At 55.4% G+C, this 20,053-nt stretch carries 23 protein-coding genes; 8 read left to right on the top strand and 15 right to left on the bottom strand.

Annotation, left to right across the window (positions count from 1 at the left end; all coding sequences use genetic code 11):
- Positions 1-2 precede the first annotated feature (2 nt).
- The 6 genes from H8F21_RS02440 to H8F21_RS02465 all read right to left on the bottom strand — a co-directional run bounded on the left by H8F21_RS02440 (position 3) and on the right by H8F21_RS02465 (position 5,022).
- A complete protein-coding gene (locus H8F21_RS02440) occupies positions 3-1,262 on the bottom strand; it encodes an SAM-dependent methyltransferase (RefSeq protein WP_203583944.1) in 1,260 nt (419 codons plus the stop codon).
- Positions 1,237-2,046, bottom strand: coding sequence for a DUF1365 domain-containing protein (locus tag H8F21_RS02445; RefSeq protein WP_115089617.1), 810 nt, complete (start codon positions 2,044-2,046; stop codon positions 1,237-1,239). The genes H8F21_RS02440 and H8F21_RS02445 overlap by 26 nt, the downstream gene beginning before the upstream one ends.
- A complete protein-coding gene (locus H8F21_RS02450) occupies positions 2,043-3,290 on the bottom strand; it encodes an NAD(P)/FAD-dependent oxidoreductase (RefSeq protein ID WP_203583945.1) in 1,248 nt (415 codons plus the stop codon). Before H8F21_RS02450 ends, H8F21_RS02445 begins: the two co-directional genes overlap by 4 nt.
- Before the next feature lie 5 nt (positions 3,291-3,295).
- Positions 3,296-4,048, bottom strand: a complete 753-nt coding sequence (locus tag H8F21_RS02455) for an SDR family NAD(P)-dependent oxidoreductase (RefSeq protein WP_203583946.1) — start codon at positions 4,046-4,048, stop codon at positions 3,296-3,298.
- Positions 4,045-4,467, bottom strand: coding sequence for a nuclear transport factor 2 family protein (locus tag H8F21_RS02460; RefSeq protein WP_195884044.1), 423 nt, complete (start codon positions 4,465-4,467; stop codon positions 4,045-4,047). The genes H8F21_RS02455 and H8F21_RS02460 overlap by 4 nt, the downstream gene beginning before the upstream one ends.
- A 108-nt stretch (positions 4,468-4,575) precedes the next feature.
- A complete protein-coding gene (locus tag H8F21_RS02465; RefSeq protein WP_115089621.1) occupies positions 4,576-5,022 on the bottom strand; it encodes a PAS domain-containing protein in 447 nt (148 codons plus the stop codon).
- A 156-nt stretch (positions 5,023-5,178) separates the two neighbouring features.
- Between H8F21_RS02465 and H8F21_RS02470 the strand changes: the two genes are divergently transcribed.
- The 4 genes from H8F21_RS02470 (at position 5,179) to H8F21_RS02485 (ending at position 8,211) form a co-directional block, all read left to right on the top strand.
- Positions 5,179-6,078: a MerR family transcriptional regulator gene (locus H8F21_RS02470; protein ID WP_203583947.1), complete on the top strand. Its 900-nt coding sequence runs from the start codon at positions 5,179-5,181 to the stop codon at positions 6,076-6,078.
- Positions 6,079-7,052: 974 nt separating this feature from the next.
- Positions 7,053-7,358, top strand: a complete 306-nt coding sequence (locus H8F21_RS02475) for an ArsR/SmtB family transcription factor (protein ID WP_115086606.1) — start codon at positions 7,053-7,055, stop codon at positions 7,356-7,358.
- Complete coding sequence (locus H8F21_RS02480; protein WP_115086607.1) at positions 7,355-7,789, top strand: YeeE/YedE family protein; 435 nt, start codon at positions 7,355-7,357, stop codon at positions 7,787-7,789. The genes H8F21_RS02475 and H8F21_RS02480 overlap by 4 nt, the downstream gene beginning before the upstream one ends.
- Before the next feature lie 2 nt (positions 7,790-7,791).
- Positions 7,792-8,211, top strand: a complete 420-nt coding sequence (locus H8F21_RS02485; RefSeq protein WP_203583948.1) for a DUF6691 family protein — start codon at positions 7,792-7,794, stop codon at positions 8,209-8,211.
- Positions 8,212-8,262: 51 nt separating this feature from the next.
- On the opposite strand, the gene H8F21_RS02490 is transcribed toward H8F21_RS02485, so the two are convergent.
- From H8F21_RS02490 to H8F21_RS02510, 5 genes are all read right to left on the bottom strand, one after another.
- Positions 8,263-9,504, bottom strand: a complete 1,242-nt coding sequence (locus H8F21_RS02490) for an MgtC/SapB family protein (protein ID WP_203583949.1) — start codon at positions 9,502-9,504, stop codon at positions 8,263-8,265.
- Between the two features lie 71 nt (positions 9,505-9,575).
- Positions 9,576-10,376, bottom strand: coding sequence for a helix-turn-helix domain-containing protein (locus H8F21_RS02495; RefSeq protein WP_203583950.1), 801 nt, complete (start codon positions 10,374-10,376; stop codon positions 9,576-9,578).
- On the bottom strand, positions 10,369-10,626 hold the full coding sequence (locus tag H8F21_RS02500) for a hypothetical protein (protein ID WP_115086611.1): 258 nt from the start codon (positions 10,624-10,626) through the stop codon (positions 10,369-10,371). Before H8F21_RS02500 ends, H8F21_RS02495 begins: the two co-directional genes overlap by 8 nt.
- Positions 10,627-10,631: 5 nt before the next feature.
- Positions 10,632-11,117 (bottom strand): Hsp20/alpha crystallin family protein, encoded by a 486-nt coding sequence (locus H8F21_RS02505; RefSeq protein ID WP_203583951.1) that lies wholly within the window; start codon positions 11,115-11,117, stop codon positions 10,632-10,634.
- A gap of 79 nt (positions 11,118-11,196) precedes the next feature.
- A complete protein-coding gene (locus H8F21_RS02510; protein ID WP_203583952.1) occupies positions 11,197-12,270 on the bottom strand; it encodes an NAD(P)-dependent alcohol dehydrogenase in 1,074 nt (357 codons plus the stop codon).
- 268 nt (positions 12,271-12,538) lie between these two features.
- Between H8F21_RS02510 and H8F21_RS02515 the strand changes: the two genes are divergently transcribed.
- A complete protein-coding gene (locus tag H8F21_RS02515; protein WP_203583953.1) occupies positions 12,539-13,465 on the top strand; it encodes a universal stress protein in 927 nt (308 codons plus the stop codon).
- A gap of 59 nt (positions 13,466-13,524) precedes the next feature.
- Here H8F21_RS02515 and H8F21_RS02520 read toward each other — a convergent pair whose 3' ends face one another.
- Positions 13,525-14,073: a GNAT family N-acetyltransferase gene (locus tag H8F21_RS02520; protein ID WP_195884051.1), complete on the bottom strand. Its 549-nt coding sequence runs from the start codon at positions 14,071-14,073 to the stop codon at positions 13,525-13,527.
- A 204-nt stretch (positions 14,074-14,277) separates the two neighbouring features.
- On the opposite strand from H8F21_RS02520, the gene H8F21_RS02525 reads away from it, so the two are divergent.
- From H8F21_RS02525 to H8F21_RS02535, 3 genes are read left to right on the top strand one after another with little or no spacing between them, the layout of a single operon-like run.
- Positions 14,278-15,165 carry a universal stress protein gene (locus H8F21_RS02525; protein WP_203583954.1) on the top strand — a complete coding sequence of 296 codons (888 nt, stop codon included), beginning with the start codon at positions 14,278-14,280 and terminating at the stop codon, positions 15,163-15,165.
- A gap of 31 nt (positions 15,166-15,196) precedes the next feature.
- Positions 15,197-16,552: an MBL fold metallo-hydrolase RNA specificity domain-containing protein gene (locus H8F21_RS02530; RefSeq protein ID WP_203583955.1), complete on the top strand. Its 1,356-nt coding sequence runs from the start codon at positions 15,197-15,199 to the stop codon at positions 16,550-16,552.
- Positions 16,553-16,606: 54 nt separating this feature from the next.
- The gene (locus tag H8F21_RS02535; protein WP_203583956.1) at positions 16,607-17,260 is read left to right on the top strand and encodes a hypothetical protein; all 654 of its coding nucleotides are present in this window, start codon (positions 16,607-16,609) and stop codon (positions 17,258-17,260) included.
- Here the strand turns inward: H8F21_RS02535 and H8F21_RS02540 are convergent.
- From H8F21_RS02540 to H8F21_RS02550, 3 genes are all read right to left on the bottom strand, one after another.
- Positions 17,249-17,821, bottom strand: a complete 573-nt coding sequence (locus tag H8F21_RS02540) for a GNAT family N-acetyltransferase (RefSeq protein WP_203583957.1) — start codon at positions 17,819-17,821, stop codon at positions 17,249-17,251. The two genes, H8F21_RS02535 and H8F21_RS02540, sit on opposite strands and share 12 nt — an antisense overlap.
- Before the next feature lie 194 nt (positions 17,822-18,015).
- The gene (locus H8F21_RS02545) at positions 18,016-19,383 is read right to left on the bottom strand and encodes a sensor histidine kinase (RefSeq protein WP_203583958.1); all 1,368 of its coding nucleotides are present in this window, start codon (positions 19,381-19,383) and stop codon (positions 18,016-18,018) included.
- Positions 19,380-20,042 (bottom strand): response regulator, encoded by a 663-nt coding sequence (locus H8F21_RS02550; RefSeq protein WP_115086620.1) that lies wholly within the window; start codon positions 20,040-20,042, stop codon positions 19,380-19,382. Before H8F21_RS02550 ends, H8F21_RS02545 begins: the two co-directional genes overlap by 4 nt.
- Positions 20,043-20,053 lie beyond the last annotated feature (11 nt).

The following is a 20,053-nucleotide window of genomic DNA, read 5'->3' on the forward strand; positions in this document are numbered from 1 at the left end:
TTTTACGTGCCCGGCAATGGCGCCCGGCGAGCCCGCGGCGTAGCCCACAGTAACTGCGCCACGCCGATCGCGCGCTCTTCAAAGCCGCCTTGGCAGTAGCACAGGTAGAACTCCCACAAGCGCTGGAAGGTGTCGTCGTAGCCCAGTTCCGTCAGCACCGTCCGCGCTTGACGCAAGTTGTCATGCCAATGACGTAGGGTACGCGCGTAGTCCAGACCGAAGTCTTCGAGGTGTACCAGGTTCAGCGCGGTCTGGCGGCTAGCGGTTTCGAGCATCACGCTCAGCGAAGGTAGCGCGCCTCCGGGGAAGATGTAACGTTGGATGAAGTCCACCGAGCGGCGGGCCAGTGCATAGCGCTGGTCGCGAATGGTGATGGCCTGTAACAGCATCAGGCCATCGTCTTTGAGCAACGACTCACACTGGCGAAAATAGGTGGGTAGATAGCGGTGTCCGACGGCCTCGATCATCTCGATCGATACCAGTTTATCGAAACGTCCGCGCAGATCACGGTAATCCTCGCGCAACACCGTAATACGTTGCTCCAGGCCCAGCGCCTTCACACGTTGGCACGTATAAGCGTACTGCGCGTCGGAGAGTGTCGTGGTGGTAACGCGGCAGCCGTGGCGGGTAGCGGCATGGATGGCCAGGCTGCCCCAGCCGCTGCCAATCTCCAGAAGATGCTCGTGGGGTTTGAGCTCAAGCTTCTTGCAGATGCGTTCCAGCTTATTCAGCTGGGCCGCTTCAAGGGTCTGTTCGGCACTGTCGAACTGTGCGGCGGAGTACATCATAGTCGGGTCGAGCAATCGCTCGAACAGGGCGTTGCCCATGTCGTAATGGGCGAGAATGTTGCGTCGAGCGCCTCGTCGGCTGTTCCGGTTGAGCCGGTGCAGCAAGCGCAGGACCGGGCGCCCGAGTCGAGCCAGGCCTGCCTCCATGGCGTCGAGGACATCGAGGTTGGCAACGAACAGACGGGTCACAGCCGCTAGGTCAGGACTGCGCCAATAGCCGTGGATATACGCTTCCCCAGCACCAATCGAGCCATTACCGGCGATCAGGTTCCAGGTCGCGTCTTCGAGGATCTCCACCTCGGCTTGCAACTGACTCGCCGGGTCGCCGAAGCTCCACTGCTGACCCTTGCTGAGCACGCGTAGATGTCCTTGGCTCAACCGCCGTAACTGAGCGAGCACGGTGTTTCGGGTGAGACCGCCCAGGAATGGGGTGATGCCTGTTGACTTGCTAACGCTCAGAGTGGGATTGGACATGATCGGGGTCCTTGCAAGGTTTACCGAGCACTAGGTTGCCCTGGCCGGCAGTGTGGTCGTGAATGGGGGTGCGCTTGAGCAAGAGGCGCAAGGCTTGCCAATAGATGGATGAAACAGTGCGTAGGCTCATCCACGGAAAAGCCAAAATGTGCCGATGCAAGGTGGCGCGATTGAGCGGCTGGCGTTGCAATGCCAGATCGGCCTCGAACACTTTGTGCCCCGCACGCCAGTTCTCCATATGGATGCGCACGCGTTGCTCATCGAGGAAGAAATGCAGGCGATAATCCATATCCAGCGGCATGAACGGCGAGACGTGGAACGCTTTGGCCATGGCGAATGAGCGTCCCTGACCCTCCTGTACCGGCAGCACGTAGTGAAAGCGTTCGCGCCAAGGTGTGTTACGCACCTCCAGCAGGATTGCTGCCAGGTGCCCGTCAACGTCATGGCAAAAATAGAAGCTCACAGGGTTGAACGACAACCCCCAGCAGCGTGGTTGGGCGAGCAATTGCACGGCACCTTCGGGGCGCTGTCCGGTGGCTTGCTCCACTAATAGACGCGCGGCCTGCGCCAATGATTCTCCATCACGGGTCAGCCCCGGCAGGTAATCGGTTTCGCGCCAGCTCAGGGGCGCAAACCGCGACCGGCCCAGCCAGGGAGAGAGACCTGTTAGCCAGGCCTGCTCATCCAGATCGAGGTAGAACAAGCCGATCCGGTAGCGGAATGCATGGTGGTGCGGGGCCATCCGGCGGTGGCTGACCCAGCCCTGGCACAAACTGCTGTTCACAGGCGCTCTCCAAAGTGCTCGGCCACTTTAAGTGCGCTGAGCACCCCGTCCTCGTGAAAGCCATTGCCCCAGTAGGCTCCGCAGTAGTAACTGTTTTGCCTGCCCTGTAGTTCGCCGTGGCGGGCCTGGGCTATCAATGCTGCGAGGCTGTATTGGGGGTGGGCGTATTTGAAGCGGGCCAGAATCTGCGCGGGATCCACCAGCGCGGTCTGATTGAGGCTCACGCAGAACGTTACCGGCGCTTCGATTGCTTGAAGGATGCTCATGTTGTAGGTCAGAGCCGCGGGTGCCTGTTCCTCGCCGCCCAGGCGGTAGTTCCAACTGGCCCAGGCCTTGCGCCGGCGCGGCAGCAGTCGGGTGTCGGTGTGAAGCACTACGTCATTGCTGGCATAGGTGATGGCGCTCAACACCGAGCGTTCGGCCACGCTGGGTCTTCCCAGCAGGGCCAGGGCCTGGTCGCTATGGCAGGCAAACACAATGCTGTCGAAACGCTCCATGCCCGCCGCGCTGAAGAGGGTTACGCCGCCTTCGTCACGCTCGACCCGCTTGACCGGACAGTTCAAGCGGATGCGCTCGGCAAAGGGCCGGCACAACGGCGCCACATAGCTGCGTGAGCCGCCCTCGATCACCCGCCACTGCGGACGGTGGCTCACCGATAACAGGCCGTGATTTCGGCAGAAGCGCACAAAGAACTTCAAGGGAAAAGCGAGCATGTCGGCAAGTGACATAGACCAGATTGCCGAGCCCATGGGCACGATGTAATGGTCGATGAAGCGTTGCCCATAGCCCTGTGTCTTAAGGTAGATACCGAGGGTCGTTTCACTATCAATGCGCTGGTTGTCCAGATCGGCCAGAACCTCGCGGTTAAAACGCAGGATATCCTTCAGCATGCCCCAGAATCCGGGGGACACCAGGTTACGACGCTGCGCGAACAACGTGTCCAAGCCATGGCCGTTGTATTCGAAACCTCTACGTGGGTCATGCACTGAAAAGCTCATCTGCGTGGGCTGCGAGGCAACCTTTAGATGGTCGAGCAAGCGGATGAAGTTTGGGTAGGTCCAGTCGTTGAACACGATGAACCCGGTATCCACCGCGTACCGCTGGCCTTGCCATTGCACATCGACTGTATGGGTATGGCCGCCGATCCAATCGGCGGCCTCAAATACCGTCACCTCGTGCCGGCGGGACAGCAGGTAGCTGCAGGTTAGTCCAGCGATGCCGGTGCCGATGATGGCGATACGCATGAGTTTTAGTCCTTTGGGGCACGCACCAGGCGCTGGCAAAGCTTCAGTCGCCAGCGCACCGGCAGGGCGCCGATCACGCGCAGGCCCAGCGTAAATGCAGTGGGGAAGTTAATTTCCAGCGGGCGTCGCGGCAGGCGTGCAGTGATATGTGCGGCGGCACGCTCGGTGGTCCACAACTGAGGCATGGGGAAGTCGTTGCGACGGGTCAACGGCGTATCGACGAATCCAGGGCTGACCAGCGTTACGGCAATACCTTCATTGATCAGGTCGAGGCGAAGCGATTCCACCAGGTAGCGCACGGCCGCCTTGGAGGCGCCATAGGCTCCGGCACGAGGGAGCGACAACCAGGTCACCGCACTGCCCATTACGACCAGGTGCGGGCGCTCACCGCGATGCAGCAAAGGGAGGGCCGCTGCAATACAGTGGCTTACACCAAACAGGTTGGTGCGCACCACACGTTCGACCAGTGCCGGGTCGAAGAGTCCTGGTTCGAGGTATTCGCACGTTCCGGCATTGAGGATGACCAGGTCTAGCGCCCCCCAGGTGTGCTCGATCTGTGCGGTGATCCTGGAGACCTGCTCAAGGCAATCGACATCGCCGACGGCCGCCAATACCTGCCCCGGATATCGTTGCATCAAGTGCAATAAGCGGTTGGCATCACGTGTACCCAAGGCAACCCGGTGCCCTTGGTCCAGCAATTGGACGGCAAGGGCAGCGCCGATTCCGCTACTTGCCCCCGTCAGCCAGCAACGGCTCATACCAGCCGGCCCTTGAGCAAGCGGATAGCGCCGCCCATGACTGGTACGTGCTCGTAAAGCAGTGCACCTGCGTCAAAGTAGTCCTGGTGGAAGTGAACACGCTCTTGCCACTTGAGAAAACTGCAGCCCTGCAGACTGATCAGCCTGCCATTGGCGAGTCGGGGGTGGCGGAACTCTAGCGTCCAGCGCAGGTAGCCCTGGCCCGGCTGAACTTCGTCCGCGCCGGCGATAACGTAACGAATGTCCTGTGCGTTGGCGTAAAGCTCGGTGAAGTAGCGACGAAGCGCTGCCAGGCCATCGATCTGATGCAACGGATCACGGAACGTTACGTTATCGCTATACAGTTTTTCGAGGCTATCGAGGCTCCGCCCATCAAGGCTGGAGAAGCGCTCCGCGAAATACTGCAGATAAGTGGACATGCAAGGCTCCCGAAAATCCTGTACAACAGTGAAATTCTGTACAGATATAAGAGGAGCTTACGTCTAAATCTATACAAGTCAACGGCCCTGTATAGATTTGTTGCAAGGTCAGCCGTTGCCTGATGCGAGTTGTCGACGCAAATCGACTATCTCTGCCTCCAGTTCGCGGACCCGCTCTTCGGCGAAGACCTGTGCCGTAACATCACGCTGGATGCCGATGTAGTAAGTCAGTTCATCGGCATCGTTGTGTACGGGGGTGATAGACAGCTCATTCCAGAACAGGCTGCCATCCTTGCGATAGTTGCGCAGCACTTGGCAACACGGGCGCCCTTCGCGAATTGCCTCGCGGATGGCTGCGATACCTGGTTGGTTGTGGTCCTGGCCCTGGAGGAAGCGGCAATCCTGATAGAGGATGTCGTCCGTGGCGTAGCCGGTGAGGCGCTCGAAGGCAGGGTTGGTGTAGATCAGGATGCTGTCGTCGCCTTCCTGCTCGGCGACGACGATGCCATCGTTGGAGCTCTCGACCATTAATTGCAAGAGTTTTGCGTCGATCATGTGGCCCACCCACTCAAGTAGCGTTTTCGGTATGCGCAGCGTAGACCTTTGTGCTGGAAGGCTAAGGTGCGGTTGTCGATATCATGATGGAAGAACGATCGCCGTAGAAGGTTGGTATGGGTTTAGAATGTGCAACCGCCCTGATGATCACTTGCGATGACTGAAGCGACCTCCACCGATTTGCTGCCCATGCGCGATGTCGTCAACTTGACTGGCATAAATCCAGTGACCCTGCGCGCCTGGGAACGTCGTCATGGTTTGATTCGCCCCCAACGCACCGAAGGCGGGCACCGCCTGTACACGGCCCAGGATGTACAGCGCATACGCGACATACTGCACTGGACCGGTAGTGGCTTGCCGATCAGCAAGGTGGGTGAGTTGCTCGCACGCCAGCACGACGAAGTCGCCCGCCCGCCCGGGCCGCAGACCGATTCCATTGAGCATTGGCGCGCTGCTGTACTACGAGCGACGAAAGCATTCGACCGGCAGGCGCTCGAGGGCATTCATGGTCAGCTTTTCACCTTGTACCCCAAGGCTACGGTGTTGCTCGATGTGCTGATGCCGGTCTGGCGCAGTCTGTTGTCTGGCAGCGCTTTCGGTCAGCGTAGCCAATGGCTGTTCCTCGATACTTTTCTGCGAGCTCGCCTATTGCTACGTCTGCAACTAAATCAACTCGGTGCCCCATGTGTGTTACTGGCCGGCATTGAAGGAAGCGCTGAGCTGGATTTGCTGAGCAACGGCTTACTTCTCAGTAGTGAGCGGTGGCGTATCGAGGTGTTAGGCAGTGGGCAGCCGCTCGAGGAACTGCCATTGTTGTGCGCGACCCTCCAGCCTGCAGCACTTGTGCTCGCACTCCAGGGGCCCGTAAACACGGCACTGGCGAAGAAGCTATGTTCCTTACAGATGGACATTGCCTGTCCACTTGCATTGATTGGGGACGGGTTGCCTGACTCGATTGCAGTTCTGCACGATATTCCGATCGCGCTTCTGGATCAGCGAAACGTTGGAGCTAGTTTGAAACTGGATGCATTGCTCAGGGGCGCTTTGGAGCTTTGACTGAGCGCTCAAGGGCCTTAGACGTTGCGCTGCCTGTTGCCTGACTATGTTCTTCAACCCGTTCGACTGTTTAGTGCTCGCGCGTTGAACATAGCGGATTGTCGGAGTGTAGTGTGAGCGGGGAAAGAGTCGCTCATCTTCGGTCTATTGATCTGGTATCTGCGAGAATTGCTGCATCAGCGGTGCCTTGGCGCGCGTCAGCACCATGACCATGCGTACCTGGTTCTCCGGTACGTCGAGGACGGCGCAGTCCACAATGTGCGGCGAGGCTTGATATCCCAATGCCTGTGCAGCCTGCACCATCCCAGGTACAGCACTCAGTCGGTGAACTCCGACACGTCGTCAATTAGTGCCGCATGTGGCCGGTGGAACTCCAGCTACGACGCCGGGGCCCAGGCCGTCGAGCGCGAGGCATCGTGCTCAGTGTTCTCGACTTTTTGCCGCGGGCGTTAGAGTGGCCCCGGCTGCAGGGCGAGGCGAGTAGGAGGTCAAGGGCAGGAACCTGCTCCCAGCGGGTCTGATGGGTCTTGACAAACGTCTTGGGTGCGTTGGGGACTGTCCGTAGATAAGCCATTTTTAACGTAACTGCAGTGCATCTAGGGTGCCAAGGACTGAATTCCGGGGTACTAAAAAATGCCCTCAGGGCTCCTGATTTGCTATTAAGCCATCCATCGTCAGTTGTCAGTTGATCGTCATCGCCGATGCACTCTCTCAAGCCGGCGAGGACACGCTCGATACCCGGTGCCTCGGAAGGTTGGTTTCCTCGGCATTCGTGCTGTTGGCTGCGCTAATTTCTATTGGCCTTCCAAGGCATGGGCAGGCCCTTTGAGACCTTCGGCACCAACGTCGCCGGGGCATATCGTCGGAACCTGATCGGTCGTGGTACTTGCAGGTTTTGTATTATATTATATTATTTTATATAATATATTTAGATGTATCATGTGAGCGAGATTACAGTCATAGAAGGACTGGCGATGGATGTTCAGCAGTTACGCGGCAACACCGAAGCAGCAGCTCAGTTGCTTAAAACCCTGGGAAATCCAGAGCGACTGCTGTTGCTATGCCAGTTGTCTGAAGGTGAGCGCAGTGTAAGTGAGCTGGAGTCCCTGCTTGGCATTCAGCAGCCCACCTTGTCTCAGCAATTAGGGGTTTTGAGGCGCGAAGATCTGGTGGCGACAAGGCGTGAAGGTAAGCAGATTTTCTATCGCATCGATAGTCCAGCTGCCCTGGCGGTGATTAAAACCTTGTATCAATGGTTCTGTGCGAAGGAGCCGAAATGACTATCGACTGGGTCAATTTCACACCTTGGTCGGCCTTGCTCGGCGGTGCGTTAATCGGGCTTGCCGTGAGCCTGTTTGCACTTGTGAATGGCCGTATTGCCGGTATTAGCGGGCTGCTGGGCAGTTTGCTGCAAAAGAAGGGCGAGGGCAGAGGCGAGAAAGCACTGTTTCTCCTGGGGGTGTTGGTCGCCCCCCTAGTGTGGTGGTTATTTGCGGGTCGGCCGGTCGTACAGTTTCAGACAGACTGGGTAGGGTTGCTTGTGGCCGGTTTGCTGGTTGGCCTGGGAACACGTTACGCGGCAGGTTGCACCAGTGGGCATGGTGTCTGTGGACTGGCGCGTCTGTCGCCTCGTTCACTTGTCGCAACACTGTGCTTTATGTGCGCGGGATTTGCAGTTGTATTCGTTAGCCGTCACCTGGCAGGAGTATGAGCATGCGATGGGTAATGGCTTTTATCTGCGGTGTGGTGTTTGGCCTTGGCTTGTTTTTGGCGGGCATGGTTAATCCAGCCAAGGTAATCGGCTTTCTGGATCTGGCAGGAAGCTGGGATCCATCACTCGGGTTGGTAATGGTGGGTGCTATCGGGGTGGCACTTTTGCCCATGCAGTGGAGCAGCAAACAAACACGCTCGATGCTTGGTTTGCCGATGCAAATGCCTCGGATGCGGGCACTAGATCGGCAGTTGGTGGTGGGCAGCCTGGTATTTGGTGTCGGTTGGGGTATTGCCGGTATCTGCCCGGGGCCTGCACTCGCCCTGGTGTTAAGTGGCCACTGGCAAATACTAGTATTCGTACTTGCGATGTTGGTGGGAATGGCGCTCTTCAGCCTGCTTGAAAGCTGGCGTGCTCGTTAAAGATCCATGAGTGCCATCGTGTCTCAGCCTTGAGAGAAGGGGGCGGATCCTTTACTGGAGCAGCAATCCAGCCCACATCGAAGTAATGATCGCCAACTGACCGACTATGACATAAGCGGCAAATTTTGCGCCCCCGCTGATCCAGGCTAGAACACATTTGGTAAGTGTATTGCTGCTCATTGCGGTCAGCGCGGGCACCGCAATGTCGGCCATTGATAGTTGCCCGGACTTTACCACCGACGCGATAGATGCTGCCGTTGCGTGAGCATCAGCCAGGCCGCTAAATACCGACGCAATCAGTACACCATTGTGTCCAAAGGCATGCAGCAGTGCCGAGGACAGCAACGTGATGCCCGTTACGGCCACAGTCACAACGAGGGCGACCTTGAGATTGAAAGCACTGTCGCCGACTTGGGTTGCGGCCTGCACAAGCGCAGGGTTCCATGGGGCGAGGAGCAGCGAACCATATGCCACTGTTGTGAACGCAGCCAGCAAAATAGAAGCCCATAATTCCCCCAAAAAAGCCGGATCGACTGTACCCAGCACCAGACCCAACATCGCGATAGTCGCTAGGTTAGAGAATATCGCTGCGGCGCTGAACGCTTTGACAGACGACTGTTCACTTCGGGCCAGATGTCCCATCAGGGCGATGGTCGCCGAGCCTGAAGCAAACCCAGATGCGATGGCACTGAGGGTATAGCCATAGCGCTTGCCTACCACACGTAAGGCAATATGACCCAATGCCCCAGCCCCCATCAGCAGTACGGTCAGGGTACAGATTGTGCGGGGATTGATGGCACCAAATGGGCCGACGAAGCGATCGGGTGCCAAGGGGAGAATGACCAACACGGCTATCAGCAGTACCAACCCATCGCGGACTTCGCTTTCAGTCAGTTGATTGCGGACAAATCGATGCAGTTCTTGCCTGAATGCGAGAACAACCGTAAGCACAACCCCGACAGCGACAGCCAGTTCGGGCTGGTCATAACTCAAGGCGCCGAGTAGCAAGACGAAAAGCAGAGCAATTTCACTGGTGATGCCTGGATCCTTGCCAGAGTGTTTCCAGTAGGCGACTGCAACGATGATTGCCAAGGCAATACTCATGATGGCGACCAACATCGTACCCGCTACGGCCATGCATACGTAACCCAGTACAGACGTGATGGCAAAGGTTCTAAGTCCGGCAAACGCACGATGCTCCCCGGTACCTTTTTTGCGTTCACGCTCCAGGCCTACGAGCATACCTATACCCAAGGCAGCAGCGAGATGGGTAATGTCCAGGGTTTCAAGCATGACTGCCGCATCGATGCGCGGGGGAGGGCAGTTGTCGAGGCTGCTTGGGACGGGCTGAAATACATCCCAGCTTATTGATTTGCCGCTGAGCCTTTACTGTAGCCATGTTCTAGAGCCTTCAAGCCAGGCAAATTCAAAATTTCCACTGTACGTCCGCTGAACTGCACTACGTCCAGGTGGCGCAGGTGTGCTATGCATCTACAGACGGTTTCAAGTCTCAACCCCAGATAGGACGCAATGTCATCTCTCGACATGCGCAGAACAAAGCTATGGGCGGAAAACCCGCGTTCTACGTATCGTTTGGACAAGCCTAGTAGAAAGCTGGCCATTCGTTCTTCTGCGGTGAGGTTGCACATCATTAACAGCCGCTTATGCTCTCGAACAATTTCACTGCTGAGCAGCCTATTGAGGCTTTGTTGTAGGAACGGGAACTCATGGGCTAACGACTCCAGGCGTTGATAAGGAATAAGGCAAACTTCACTGTCCTCAAGAGCAAACGCACTGCATACATGCCGGTTGGTGCTGATCGCATCGCACCCCATTGTGTCTCCTGGCATCCAGAAGTTGGTTACCAGCCCTTGTCCTTCCGCATTTGCAAAGCAGGTCTTAAAACTTCCGAGGCGTACTGCATAGAGGTATTCCAACGGGTCGTTAGCGTGATACAAGCCGTAACCTTTCTTGATCCGTATGCGCTGTCTGATCAGCTCACTGAAACGGTCGTTTCCGTGTTTGCACAAGCCAGTTGGAAGACACAACGAACTGACCCTGCAATCCACGCAAGCCGCCCTGTATGGGTTTACATTGATGGGGGGTACCACCACTATGGGATTACGTTCCTCTAGGTCAGTGGCAACGTTCAGGAGGCTATGCATTTCTCACCTCCGATACCGGGGTAGCAGATCCTGATGGGGCAATAGGGTCATGCAGGTCGCGATTTATGAGCTTGCCAGGTACCAGAGGATAGCTAGCAATCATCGCCAGGGAGTGTGGGGCGTTCAATCGAGTATTAAGTCGATCAACGAAGGCTGTCGCTTCGTCAATACTGCGAAAACTCACCATCCATACGTCCAGGTGAACCCACCAACGGTTTTGACGCGGATGATTTTCAATGTAGACGTTCATTGATGCTACTCCGTAATCGATGCAGTGGAATGCAAAGGACGCCGGTTTAGTGAGTGCTTTCTAGGTACGCTGAATACCAACAAACCCTGATGGTAATTGAGAGTGAAATGGTCAAGATCCATTGACGGCGGAATGGTTCGTGAAGAACTAAACCATCCACACTCAGATGAGATAGCTGTCGTCGAGGCGTCGGCAGCATCCGGCACCACCCAACCGCTTAAGGTGAATTGCTGCGTTGTAATCCCAATCTGCAAGCTGTCGATACCTACAGACTGCAAGTCCGCGGTGACGATGAACTGATCCCCGATGTTCCTGGCGAACAGGACAGGTTGGTAGGGCAATCCCACTTCGCGGCGCAACATGAGTTCTAAGTCTGGGGCGCGGTAGCTCCGCTTGCCACCGACGAGACCAAGCAAGCGTTTTCTAGTCTGGTTAAGCATTAAACCAGGGGCTAGTCGCGGCAGGATGGACAGAAAGAGTGATTTGAACATTTGACGCGCTCCACATTCGATCGAATCAGGAACGGCGTCCATGCCATCAGGTGTTCAAGCTGCTAAAAGCACGTCTAATTCAGGGCGTAATGGCTACTTTCATGACACCGTCCCGTTGATGTCCAAATAGTTCGTAGGCGGCTTCAATGTCGTCCAACTTGAACCGGTGCGTCACCAGTGGCGCCAGATCAATGCGCCCGCTGGCGATGACTTCCATCAAGCGTCGCATACGCTCTTTGCCACCGGGGCACAGTGTGGTCACGATGTTGTAGTCGCCTAGGCCAGCAGCAAAGGCATCAAGTGGAATGCGCAAGTCTGAAGAGTAAACGCCAAGGCTGGATAAGGTTCCTCCGGGACGTAGCACCCGCAGCGCTGATTCAAATGTCGATTGGGTTCCGAGTGCTTCAATCGCAACATCGACCCCACGGCCTATGGTAATCGCCATGATCTGCTCGACGATGTTGCCTTGTGTGAAGTCGATTACGTGAGTAGCACCTAGCTGACGGGCAACGGTCATACGCGCATTTACGGTGTCGACACCGATGATCGTGCCTGCACCTTTCAAGCGGGCACCGGCCACCGCGCAAAGACCAATAGGCCCTAGCGCAAATACGGCGACCGTATCACCGATTTTTACATCACCCCGTTCTGCACCGCTGAACCCGGTTGACATGATGTCTGGGCACATCAAAACTTGTTCGTCACTAAGATTATCGGGGATCAGTGAAAGGTTGGCCATGGCGTCAGGCACCCGAACATACTCGGCCTGGCAGCCATCAATCGTGTTGCCGAACTTCCAACCACCAATAGCTTTGAATCCATGAAGGGTGCCCGGCCCATCCTGAGATGAGCATCCACACAGGCACGCATTACTGTGGCCGCTTGGGGTTATTGCGCCAGCAATGACCCGCTGTCCTTCGCTAAAGCCTTGAACCTGGGCGCCGAGCTTTTCAATGATACCAACGGGTTCATGACCTATGGTCAGCCCTTTGGCGACAGGGTATTCACCACGAAGGATGTGGATGTCGGTTCCGCAGATCGTCGTGGTTGTGAGCCGCACCAACGCATCGGCGGGGCCAATGTCCGGAATTGGCTTTTCGTCCAGTACTATCCGGTTTTTCTCCACAAAAATTGCAGCTTTCATGGTAGCCATGGCAGCGGTTCCTCTTTGGGATCGTGGCATTCACTTCTGCTTAGCGTGCGCTGAAAATCATCGAATCAATTGACTGGGATCAAGGAATCAAATCCATTTTTTGTAGTTAGGTTACCGTGCGTCGGACTGCGCCGATGGTCGTGTGCTACACCCAATCGCCGTGTCCTTTTGAAGTGGTGTGCATCCGATTTTGATGCAAGTCAAACACACAGCCTTGGACGGATGCAGGATGGTGCGTACCTACTCATCGCTTAGTGCGAGGTGTGTCATGTCCGACTATCAACGCTTGTTGTTCATCGCCCCCCCTTTGATGCAGCGCACTGACGCCTTTGACCGTGCTGCTGCTTTGGCAAAAGCCAAAGGCATTGCATTACATATAGTGGCTTTTGATTACCTTGAGGGGCTTGCCACCGCAGGGCTGGTCAATGAACAGGCACTGGCAGCGATGCGCCAGGCCTATGTCGAAAAGCACCGCCAGTGGCTTGAAACCCAAGCCGTACCCCTGCGTAGGAACGGGCTTACGGTAACCACAGAGGTTGTCTGGGTGAACGATGTCCTGGATGAAATCCTGACCCATCTAAGGGAGCAGCCGTTTGCAATGGTGGTCAAGGACATAGAGCATGAGTCGCGCCTGATGCGGGCGATGTTCACGACACTTGATATCCGGCTGTTACGGGAGTGTTCGGAGCCACTGCATTTTGTCGACAAGGCCAGCCATGCTATGCCTCGCAAAGTCCTCGCTGCCGTTGACCTATCGCGTCCAGAGGATCAGTACCAAGGGTTCAATGACCGCATCATCAATGAAGCGTTGAAATTGGCCATGCAATGTAAGGCGCAGGTGGAGATCTTGTATGCCTATGATCTGACCTCTATGCAAACGGATGCGGAGAACCTCGGGCGTAAATCATTTTTGTTTGGCTCAAATGTTGCCGAAAGTTTGCATGAAGCCCAAAGCGATGCCTTTCGCGAGCTGGCTGAGCGCAACGGCATTGATCCGGAGAGTTGCCATATGATCATGGGCGACCCAGCAAAAGTCTTGAGCATCCTCTGCGAAGCCCAAGGTACCGATATCGTAGTGATGGGGCGGGTGCACCACCGTGGTTTAGCCAAGTACATCGGCAGCACGGTTGAAAGGGTACTTTACAAAATGCCTAGCAGTGTCCTGGTCATCACCCCAGAAACTCCGGTGGTCTGATAAAGAACCTGCCTCAGCGCGGTTTCGGAGCTCGGATAATGCCGCGCTGAGGTAAATGATCATCCATGTAGGTCGAGCTCATGGATGATCTCAGTTACATCTCCAGCCAGGTAGCGTGAGGAAAAACCGAGTGTTTTCGCAAGTCGATGCATCCCGTAGTTGTTTGAGAGATCACGTGAAATCATGTGCTCATAGCCATTGCTGCGTGCGGCGCTGATCAGGTGATTCATTAACAGTCTACCCAAGCCTTTGCGCTGCCATTGCTCGCTCACGGCAACCGCACACTCGCAGTTCTTGCTGTCGGGGACTGCCGCATAGCGGCTTTCGCCGATTTCACGCAGTTGGCCACCGTCATACATCAACGCGACGTAAGCCATGCGGTGGTGGTAGTCCACATCCATCAACCGTTCGAAAAACGATGATGCCTCCCCGCTAAACCCTGCTAGGAAGCGAAAGCGTCTCAACTCGTATGACACATGCCCTACAAACTCATGATCCCTCTCACGGTCGGGCTCACGCAGTGGTCGAATCAGTACAGGAGTACCGTCGTTCAACGACTCTATCCAGTGCTCCTTGGACAGATCGCCGAAATCGATATCGTTATTCATCGCGCTCTCCGGGCTTACAGTCATCAAAGGGAGCTTGCCGATTACTGTTGTACTGCTCACCAGCATCCTCGTTCTGACTTGAATCAAGTTCGTTGCATGTCGCAGCCTTTCTGATCTGAATCAAGTCTGAAGCGGGGTCAAGGCACAGAATTTAGTACCTGAGCTTCGATTCCCGGTAGGCGATGACATGATTGGAGGTTTGCGATGAGTCAGTACCAACAATTGTTGCTGCTTGCCCTGGATGCCGATTTGACCTCGCCAGCGGCACAACGCGCCAAGGCTTTGGCTAAAACGACGGGGGCAGGGTTGCATGTCTTGGGTTTATTTGAACCTCATGGGCTTAGCAACTGGCGAGAAGAAGTAGAGGTTGAACAGCAAATCGCCGAGCAGTTCTCACAATATCGTGATCGTTTAACGGAAACGGTTGGGGCAATACATATAGACGATGCGTGCGCTACCAGCCAGGCAGCATTGACCGACGATCCCGTCAAGGACGTGGTTGACTGCATTCACACGCTTCGTCCCGACATGGTCATCAAGGACATTGATGAGGTTTCAGCGCTCAAGCGGGTGTTTGGGGTCTCTTTCGATAGCGAGCTGATGCGCGCCAGTCCGGTACCTGTACATTTTGTCCAGCATGGCAATGTGCCTCTTCCCAACGTAATCCTTGCAGCCGTCGATACGGCCAATTCGGAGCAAGGAAACGACTTCAATCACAAAATAATCCGCGCAGCCACGGCCATGGCGCTGCAATGCAATGCTCAGTTGCACCTACTTTCTGCCTATGACATTTCACCAATCTTTGTTGCCGATTCGAATGCGGCTTTGGACTGGGTTGAGGAGCTAATTGCTGTATTACGCGAACCTTATGATGAACTGGCCGACTTCTGCGGCGTTGCTACTGAATGTCGACATTTTGTCCAAGGGCCGCCAGTGACCGCTATCAGCGATATGGTGCGCGATTTGGCTGTTGATGTTGTGGTTATGGGGATAGTGCAACCTAAAGGCTTGGGCAAACTGCTCGGTGATACGACAGACCGGATAGTGAACTCGGCACATTGCAGCGTACTGGCTGTTAATTCCGGCAACTAGAGCCCTCCGGCCAGCTTTCGAGGTCAGAATCATGCAGCTCACATTTCTTGGTGCGACGGGTACGGTTACCGGAAGCAAGTATCTACTCCAGCACAACTCGACGCAGGTGCTTGTCGATTGTGGACTGTTCCAAGGATACAAGCAGTTGCGCTTACGCAACTGGCAATCTTTGCCTATACCAGTGGATGAAATCGATGCGGTAGTCCTTACCCATGCGCACCTCGATCACAGCGGTTACCTTCCAGTTCTGGTTCGGAATGGGTTTCGTGGGCCGATTTATGCGACTGCGGCCACTTGTGAGCTGGTGAGGATCCTGTTGCTCGACAGTGGCCGCCTACAGGAAGAGGAAGCCGACTATGCAAACCGACGTGGCTACTCTAAACACCACCCCGCCCAGGCGCTGTACACGGAAGAGGAGGCGAAGCGAGCACTTGCACATCTCCGCCCACTGGAACTACATCACTCGGTTGAAATCGTCGACGGTCTGCAGGTCTATCTTCGTTCTGCAGGTCACATTTTAGGTGCCGCGACTGTCGAAATAAATGCAGGAGGCCAAACCATAGTGTTTTCTGGTGACCTAGGGCGCCCCAACGACCCTATCATGCGAACCCCGGAGCTGATCGAGAACGCAGACATTCTTTTGGTCGAATCTACGTATGGTGACCGACAGCACCCGAAGGAGGCTCCAGAGACGTATCTCGCCAATGTCATTAATCAAACACTGCTAAGGCACGGCATCACCCTGGTTCCGTCATTTGCCGTTGGGCGTGCGCAATTATTGATGTACTACCTGTATGCGCTCAAAAGAGAGCACCGAATCCCAGACATTCCGGTTTACCTCAATAGTCCAATGGCATCAGATACCACCGCGCTGTATCAGCGCTTTCACCAAGAGCATCGCCTATCTGCCGAGGAGTGCGCAGCGATGTGCCGTAGCACCCATATCATTCGTACAGTCGACGAATCAAAACACCTTGACCAGCTTCGCGACCCTGCGGTGATCATCGCAGCCAGTGGCATGGCAACCGGGGGTAGGGTACTGCATCACCTGAAGGCGCTGGCTCCCAACCCCCGCAATACGTTGTTGTTTTCTGGGTTTCAGGCCGGTGGTACTCGCGGAGCGGACATCATTGCTGGAGTTAGGACAATCCGTATGCACGGTGAGGATGTCCCGATACGCGCTCAGGTTTCTGCCATGGAGAGTCTGTCGGCGCATGCCGATGCTGATGAAATCATGCAGTGGTTGCGGGGCTTCAAGAGGCCCCCTCGGCATACCTTTGTGGTGCATGGTGAACCCCATGCAGCTGATACGCTGCGGCGCCGAATCAGCCTTGAGCTTGGTTGGTCGGTGTCAGTGCCAGAGCACCTTGAAACCGTAGAGCTTTAGTTGCCCAGCACCGTATAGCCTACTTTGGCACGGACTAATGTGAGGGTATTGACCATGAACGCAACCAGTAAAGAGAAGCTTAAAGCCTGGTTGAAAAGGCCACGAGCTAGCTTCGGCATAATTGCTGGAGTGGTGAGCTTCGTAGTGTTGGTATCTATTGCAGGCTGGTTCGATGGTGCTGTTGAGTTGCTTACGGCCAAGCCCTGGATCTTATTGGGCTTTGTTGCGATCAGTCTGTGCGTTGGGGTCATTGTGCAACATCGTTACACCCTGTTTGTTGGTAAAGCTATTTTCAATCCTGGCTCAACAGGGTGGCGGCATAAGGTTGATCGTATCTCGACCTACGCTAAGGAATCGAACTTGGTTTTGTGTTTTCTGATAACCATAGGGGTGGGGTATCCCACAACGTTGTACTACGCGGCTCGATCAATTCGTACCATCGTTGCTGCCTGTGAAACGAACCTCAACGATCAGCTTGCGTTCCCGGGGGAGGATGGGAGGTCGGTATCTATTTCTTCGCCCATCTGCTTGTGTTTGTCTGAGGTATTTCTGGACAGAAATGGTGTATTGCGGCTCGCCCTGTTCAACACTTCAGTCTTTGAAGTAAGTGATTTCCAAGGCATCACTGAGGAGGACGAGCAGCAATGTTTGAACCGTGTGATTTCTGGTGAGCAGTCTGCAGCTTCGCAGCGCTCATCAAGTCAATGAAAGGCGATGGATAACCTGGCAGGCATCGCTGGGATCACGCGCAGTCGAAAAGCCGAAATCACGAGCTAGATCATGCATCGCCGTATTGGCCGCCGAGTCGATTGAGTACATCTCTTTGTACCCATTCGCCCGAGCCTTATCGATCAGGTGGCTAAGTAACAGCGCTCCTAGGCCGCGATGCTTCCATTGATCATCAACGGTAACCGCACACTCACATTCATCTGGCTGGGCGCCTGCTGCATAACGACTGATACCGACCTCTAGGAGTTCGCCTTTGACGTGTGCCAAAGCCACATATGCCATTTTCTCCCGCTGATCGACGGTCATCAACTGATCAAGCATGGCTTCTCCTGGCTCTTTGATTTGGCACAAAAAGCGAAAGTGTCGCGACTCTGGTGATAGACGCATGATGAAGGCCCTTTCTCGCTCGCGATCCTCTGCACGCAGTGGTCTGATGAGGACGTGCCCACCATCCTTTAGCGGCTCGATCCAGTGTTCGCCTTTTTCAGGAGGAAAGGCGGGAGTAGATGGTGTTTGCGCGTTAGATTGAACAGGTGCCATGGGATTTACTCCGAAGGGATGGAGAGGTTCATAAATCACCATTCTTATCTACACCTGTCGGGGCGCCCCCGTTTGATGTATGTCAAACATGAGTCCTCCCAACCAATTTACGGATGGCTACTTTCAAGGCTTTGTCCGACGAGAGCCCAGCCACTGGGCCGACCGAAGGGAGACTGAACGCGAAACCGAGAGTATTATTTGAAGGGTAGGTCTAACGTTGCACGCATACCTCCCTGACTACGATTTTCTAGCGTTATCTGCCCTCCCATACGATCTGCAATTGTTTTCACGATAGCGAGCCCCAGTCCTGCTCCCTGGTCATTACCTCGACTATAGAAACGTTCAAGGAGCCGGCCATACTCGGACTCATCGATACCCGGGCCGTCGTCTTCGACAGACAGTTCGTAGTGATCGCCTTTTCTTCCAAGACGCACCGTGATCAGGCCGTGTGCCGGAGAAAAATTTGCCGCATTGGTTACCAGATTGTTTAACGCAATATTGATGGCAGTCGGATCAACTCTGACGTTGTAGGTGTCGTCGCTGACATCGAATACCAGTTCAAGTCCCTGGCTCAGCAGCCAAGGCGTCAATTGAACCAGGCTATCGCGGACGGTGGCTGCAAGATCAATGGTTGATGGCGTAGTGGATACTGATTGCGGCTCGATGCGAGCCATCGTCAGCAACTGGTTGACCAATCGACTGGTACGATCCACACCCGCAATCAAATGCTCTAGTGACTCGCGCCGACTTTCTTCACTCTGTGTTTCCAACAAGTTCTGGGCATGTACCTTTAGCACCGCCAGGGGGGTGCGCATTTCATGCGCAGCGTCGGCAATGAAACGTCGCTCACGCCCAAGCACTTCCTGAATTTGCGCCAGCATACGGTTGAGCGCTGCCTGCATTGGCTCCAGCTCGCTCGGAAGGGGGGTCAATTGAAGTGGCTCCAGTGACCCGCTGTGTCTAGCACGAAGGGTAGAAGCCATATTCGCGAGCGGCCTGAGACCCCATCCAATGGCAAGCCAAACCATTGCCGCAAGAATCAAGCTGCCCAAAACGTTGGGCCACAAAGTGTGGCGCACAATACGCTCAACGAGGTCAGCTCGCACATCATCGCGCTCGCCCACCCAAATCCGCATACCGTTGCGCTTGTCTTCCAACATGAAAGCGCGCCAATTCCGATTGTTCAGATCCACGACATCGCTGAAACCGGGCTTGCCAGGCAGGGTGTGGAAAGAGGGGGCGCTCGCCGTATGCACAAGGAGCTCACCTTGGCTGTTCCAGACTTGGAACGCGATTTTGCTTTCGTAAGGATGTCCGTCGACTCTGGGTACGGCTTCGCCTAATGCTGTATTGAAGGCCTTATAGAGCTCGGCGTACTCCTTTCTCTGTAGCGGCATGCGCATGACACCCTGTAGAAGCCGTGCGTTTTGTGCGAGCTGAGCGTCGTAGACTTCCGTGATTTCGTGATTACTGTCGTGAAAATTAAGCGCACTGATCACCGCAAACCCCAAGAGCATCAAGCCGATTATCAGGGTGAGTGTGCGACGTCGGATTGACGTCATCGACGCTCCTCCACCAGATATCCCACGCCGCGAACTGTGCGAATCAGATCAGTCGAGAACTTCTTGCGCAGGTGATGGATGTGTACTTCCAGCGTGTTGCTTTCGGCTTCTTCGTTCCAGCCGTACAACAATTGCATCAGTTGATCTCGGGTCATCACGCGACCAGGAGGTGACAGCAATTCATGCAGCAACTGATATTCCTTGGGTGTCAGGGCTACAGGCAGGCCCTGGTAGCTGACTTGCTGGGTGCCAGGGTTCAGACAGATGCCCGCATGCTCGATCAACATCTGTGCTCGTCCGGCACTGCGGCGTAACAACGCACGTAGACGGGCCTTCAGTTCGGCCAGGTCGAACGGTTTGATCAGATAGTCGTCGGCGCCTGCGTCCAGCCCGGCGATACGGTCTTCTGTTGCATCACGGGCCGTGAGGATCAGCACCGGCAGGTTGGAACCGCTATCGCGCAGGCGCCTGAGTACTTCTAGTCCGTCCATACGTGGCAAACCAAGGTCAAGCACTGCCAAGTCGAAGGTCTCACTGAGCATGGCGTGCAGAGCACTACTCCCGTCCTTGAGCCAATCGACAGTGTAACCTTCACGCCCTAGCGCTTGATGAATACCCTCGCCCAGGGCGACATCATCTTCGATCAGTAATAAACGCACGCAAACTCCAG

Origin of the sequence: Pseudomonas arcuscaelestis (assembly GCF_016881005.1) — a bacterium.
In the GTDB taxonomy this organism is placed as follows: domain Bacteria; phylum Pseudomonadota; class Gammaproteobacteria; order Pseudomonadales; family Pseudomonadaceae; genus Aquipseudomonas; species Aquipseudomonas arcuscaelestis.